Annotated in this window: 4 protein-coding genes; all 4 read left to right on the top strand. The window is 46.1% G+C overall.

Annotation, left to right across the window (positions count from 1 at the left end; genetic code table 11):
- The first annotated feature begins 413 nt into the window (after window positions 1–413).
- Entirely contained in the window at window positions 414–1,457 is a 1,044-nt protein-coding gene (aroG, locus tag CRG49_RS12230; protein WP_095502448.1) for a 3-deoxy-7-phosphoheptulonate synthase AroG, read from the top strand.
- Between the two features lie 76 nt (window positions 1,458–1,533).
- On the top strand, window positions 1,534–2,817 hold the full coding sequence (locus CRG49_RS12225) for a hypothetical protein (RefSeq protein WP_095502449.1): 1,284 nt from the start codon (window positions 1,534–1,536) through the stop codon (window positions 2,815–2,817).
- A 369-nt stretch (window positions 2,818–3,186) separates the two neighbouring features.
- The gene (locus tag CRG49_RS12220) at window positions 3,187–4,749 is read left to right on the top strand and encodes a TerC family protein (RefSeq protein ID WP_095502450.1); all 1,563 of its coding nucleotides are present in this window, start codon (window positions 3,187–3,189) and stop codon (window positions 4,747–4,749) included.
- Window positions 4,750–4,815: 66 nt separating this feature from the next.
- Window positions 4,816–5,028 (top strand): helix-turn-helix domain-containing protein (locus tag CRG49_RS14110; protein ID WP_157807883.1); only part of this gene is annotated, 213 nt, incomplete at its 3' end.

Below are 5,028 nucleotides of genomic sequence, written 5' to 3'. Positions count from 1 at the left end.
AGAAAGCTGCTCAGCCTGCTGTTAAGAAGTAGCAGCAGGCTGGCTTATGAGAAAGAAGGACGCCGTCTGAAATACTTATTGGGTTCAGACGGCTTTTTGTTTGTTTTTTAGCAGGTTAATTTTGAGATAAAATATAAAATAAGCTATATCTGATGAATTATCTTAATGAATCATTTAAAAACGACAAATCGATTAAATATAATAACAGTCGTTACCACTAAGGTGTCTTGAAAATATTATTAGAATAAAATTCTAAATAATTATAAAAATTAGAAAATTATATAACTATACAGGCTTGAAAATTAGTCTTTTGATATAAAATTGCAATATATAAATTTTAATGCTTGTTTAATTCATGTAAAGAAGGTAACCTATACATACTTAATGAATAATAGAACAGAAAGTTTAATCTAATGAATCAACCACGCCAAACAGATGATGTCAGAATTAAAGCAGTAGCCGAATTATTGCCACCGATTGCCCATTTATATGAATTGCCGATTAGCGAAAAAGCTGCTGAATTGGTTCATCAAACCCGTCAAGAAATTGCTGATTTAGTACATGGTAAAGACAACCGTTTATTGGTTATTATCGGCCCTTGTTCTATTCATGATACCAAAGCAGCCTTGGAATACGCTGAGCGCTTGTTGCCGTTACGCAAAAAATATGAAAAAGAATTATTGATTGTGATGCGTGTATATTTTGAAAAACCGCGTACCACAGTCGGCTGGAAAGGCTTGATTAACGACCCTTATTTAGACGGTACTTTTGATATCAACTATGGCCTGCGTCAGGCACGCAGCTTACTGCTGACTTTAAATAATATGGGTATGCCGGCGTCAACCGAATTTCTAGACATGATTACGCCGCAATACTATGCCGACTTGATTTCATGGGGCGCAATTGGTGCGCGTACCACAGAAAGCCAAGTTCACCGCGAATTATCGAGCGGCTTGTCTTGCCCAGTTGGCTTTAAAAATGGTACAGATGGTAACTTGAAAATTGCCATTGATGCCATTGGTGCAGCGAGTCATCCGCATCACTTCTTGTCCGTAACCAAAACCGGTCATTCCGCCATTGTGCATACTGCGGGTAATCCCGATTGCCATGTGATTTTGCGCGGTGGTAAAGAGCCAAATTACAGCAATGAGCATGTGAAAGCGGCAGCAGAGCAGTTAACCCAAGCCGGTCAAACGCCAAAAGTGATGATTGATTTCAGCCATGCAAACAGCCGTAAAGACTATAAACGCCAAATGGAAGTGGCACAAGATGTTGCTCAGCAATTACGCGATGGTGAAAACAACATCATGGGCGTGATGGTGGAAAGCCACTTGATGGAGGGGCGTCAGGATAAGCCGGAAAACTACGGTCAAAGTATCACCGATGCTTGTATCGGTTGGGACAGCACCGAAGAATTATTGGCATTATTGGCAGAAGCCAATCGCTCTCGGGTATAATTGACTATCTGAATCCATACGGAATATTTCAGACGGCCTTGCAATATGCACAGGCCGTCTGAAATATTTGTACATTATGAAAAAGAAACTCACGCCCCAATTACAAAAAGTCCAAAAGCAGCTCGATATCATTTCTACCGCGTTTAAGAAAAACATGGCTGCCGGCAATTATGCCCAAGCAGCGGCGGAGGCCATGCGTGCGCATAAGCTGATTCCGGCTTCCGTTACCCCCTTGAGCGATGCCGCTACAGCCGCCGTTAAGGGAGGCTTGTTTCAAGATGCGATCGTGTATGCGAAAAAGGCCATACAGCGCAATGCCGAACACATCAATTCCTACGATGCCTTGTCGCATGCGTATGGTGGCTTGGAAGATTGGGACAATGCCGCTATTTATGGCTTAAAAGCATTGCAATTGCGCGATCAAAAAGTAGCCGCACAAACTGCACCTGAATTGCCTTCGGTAGCGCCGAAAGCGGGTGGCAAAAAAACCATCTCATTTTCATTGTTCGGCAACAGTTCGGCCTATATCGAACCGGCGGTTTTGAATACCGAATTGGCCGCCGAGATCTACCCCGGTTGGGTGTGTCGCTTTTATGTGGATCACAGCGTACCTGAATCCGCACGTCAACGCATGGCGCAAAATGGTGCCGAGATTATTGAAGTCAACGGAGAACAAGCCCAATGGCCGGGCACTTTATGGCGTTTTCTGGCGATTGATGATCCGGAAGTGGCTTATGTGATTTTCCGTGATGCTGATTCGGTGATTTCGCAGCGCGAAGCGCAAGCCGTTGCAGAATGGATGGAAAGCGGGAAACTGTTTCACACCATTCGCGATGCAGGGACACATACAGAATTAATTTTGGCCGGATTATGGGGTGCAGTAGGGCAGGCTGTGCCCGATATGGCCGGAAAAATTCAAAACTATTTGCAGCAGCCGTTGGAATCCCGCCACTTTGCCGACCAATTTTTCCTGCGCGACCATATTTGGGCGTATGTGCGCCAAAGCGTGCATGGACATGACCGCATTTTTGGTTTTCATGGCGCACAAACATTCAGCGATACGCAAATGAAGGACTTTAAAAACAACCACATCGGTTGCGATGAGGGTAGCTCGCATTTTGAAGCTCCATATCCCTTGCCTGATGGCAGCGCAGTGATTTGGAAACTATACAGTAAAGTTTCGCCTAAGCTACAAGCCGATGGCAGCATTCGAACCCTGCCACAAGAGCGGTTGGTGTGCAGCTATGAAACCACGGTGCAAAACGGCAAAATCAGCGGCTATGTGCCGCGCCGATACAGCAGAGGTTTCGCGCAAGGCTTGTCGCGCATGGTGGTGGTGCTGGTAGAAACAAAAGCATAGGCTGAAGCCTTTGCAAAATTTTCATCATAATATGCCTGAGCTTTCTGCGGTTGGCTAACTTTGAACGGTACTCAAACCTCAAGTTTTTCAAAGGTTTCAGGTTTATATTTAAGACGATATCCAAAGGCCGTCTGAAAAATAGCCACAATTCAGACGGCCTAACAAATATTTTCAGTAAAACTTTGCCACGATGGTTTCAAACTGATAAACTATTCAAATCGTTATTTTGATAGAGGCATACACATTCCATGAAAGACGCAGAGCAGGATAGTTCGATATTACGTCCTTCGTGTATGTCCCGTATTTGAAGCAGCCGGATGAATCTGATTCATCGGGCTGCTTTTTCACATTTGGAGGAATAGAAAAATCATGGATTTCAGTTGGTTAGCTGACCCACATACTTGGATAGGCTTTGCAACGCTTTTGGTGCTCGAAGTGGTTTTGGGCATTGATAACCTTGTGTTTGTCGCGATTTTGGCCAATAAGGTCAAACCTTCGCTGCGCGATAAAGCACGGATTACCGGCTTAGGCTTGGCTGTGGTGATGCGCGTCATCATGCTGGCTTTTATGGCGCACATCATGACCTTGACCGCACCGCTGTTTCACATTGGCGACTGGCCGGTGTCAGGGAAAGATATAATTATGCTCGCCGGTGGTCTGTTCTTGCTTTATAAGGCGACTACCGAATTGCACGAGCGCTTGGAAGGCCACAACCATTTTGCCATTGCTGAAACGCAAAAAAAACACGCCGCGTTCGGTGCGGTGGTGGCGCAAATTTTGGTACTGGATGCGGTATTTTCCATCGACTCGGTAATCACCGCTGTGGCCATGGTGGATCACATTGTGGTGGCAATGGTAGCTGTAGTTGTAGCAATGACCGTGATGATTATTGCCAGCAAACCGTTGACCGAATTTGTGGAAAAACACCCGACAGTGGTGATGCTCTGCTTGGGCTTCCTGCTGATGATTGGTTTCAGCCTGATTGCTGAAGCCTTCCATTTCCACATTCCTAAAGGCTATCTGTATGCCGCCATCGGCTTCTCGATTCTGATTGAGGTGTTTAACCAAGTTTCGCAGAAAAACAGCCGTAAAAACGATTACATCAGCAGCTCATGGCGTAAACGCACGGCTGAAAACGTGTTGGGCATGATGGGTATCCGTGAAACGATTTTAGCGAAAAATGGTGATGAGGCAGAGGACAGCAGCCATTTTGAAGAAAACGAAAAATCCATGATTCGCAGCGTGTTGACGTTGGCCGAACGTCCGATTCAAGGTGTGATGATTCCGCGCCGTGAAATTGAGCGCTTGGATATTTCGCAAAGCAAAGAAGAGCAGCGTGAACAACTGCAAAATACGCCATACAGCCGTTTGCTGGTGGTCGGTAAAGCAGGTGTGGACGAGCCGTTGGGCTACATCAACAAAAAAGATTTGCTAACCCAATTATTGCAAGGCGGCGAATTGAATATTCAGACGGCCTTACGCCAGCCGCTGATTTTGCCGGAAACGACTACTGCGCTGAGTGCGATTGAATTGTTCCGCCAAAGCAGTGCGGATTATGCTTTGGTGGTCGATGAGTTTGGTGCGGTATTGGGTATGGTGACGATGAAAGACATGCTCGAAACCATCGCCGGTGAATTCCCTGAAGAATTCGAGCGTGAAGAAGAGCCGATGATGCAGGCCAATGCCGACGACGAAAGCCTGACGGTGGACGGCGCTTTGGAATACGTCGATTTGGCGCCACAATTAGGCTTGCCGCCACAAGATGAAGATGCGGACTACCATACCGTCGCCGGCTTGATTATGGAAGAGCTGGAGAGCCTGCCGAACGTTGGTGATTTTGCCGATTTCCACGGCTGGCGTTTTGAAGTGATTGAAAAAGAAGGCCAGCGCATCGACCGCGTGAAAATCACTCGATTGCCGGAAGAAGAGTAATCGGTTATACAAAAGGCCCTTACATTCGCCTAACAAGTGCAATTTCCAATAACAGAAAAGGCCAGTATGCGGTGGTATACTGCCTTTCCTGACAAGAAAGATTGCAATATGGCCTACACACAACTGACCTCACACCAAAGATACTACATTTCCAGACATTACCGCAACCTACCCCTAAACCAAATCGCACAGAACATCGGTTGTCATCCCGCCACCGTCAGTCGGGAAATCAGACGGCATTCCGTCAACGGAACCTACTGTTACCGAAAAGCACAACAG

This window comes from Neisseria sp. N95_16 (genome assembly GCF_002551535.2).
GTDB classification, from domain to species: Bacteria; Pseudomonadota; Gammaproteobacteria; order Burkholderiales; family Neisseriaceae; genus Neisseria; species Neisseria brasiliensis.
This window is presented reverse-complemented; position numbering and strand designations above follow the sequence as displayed.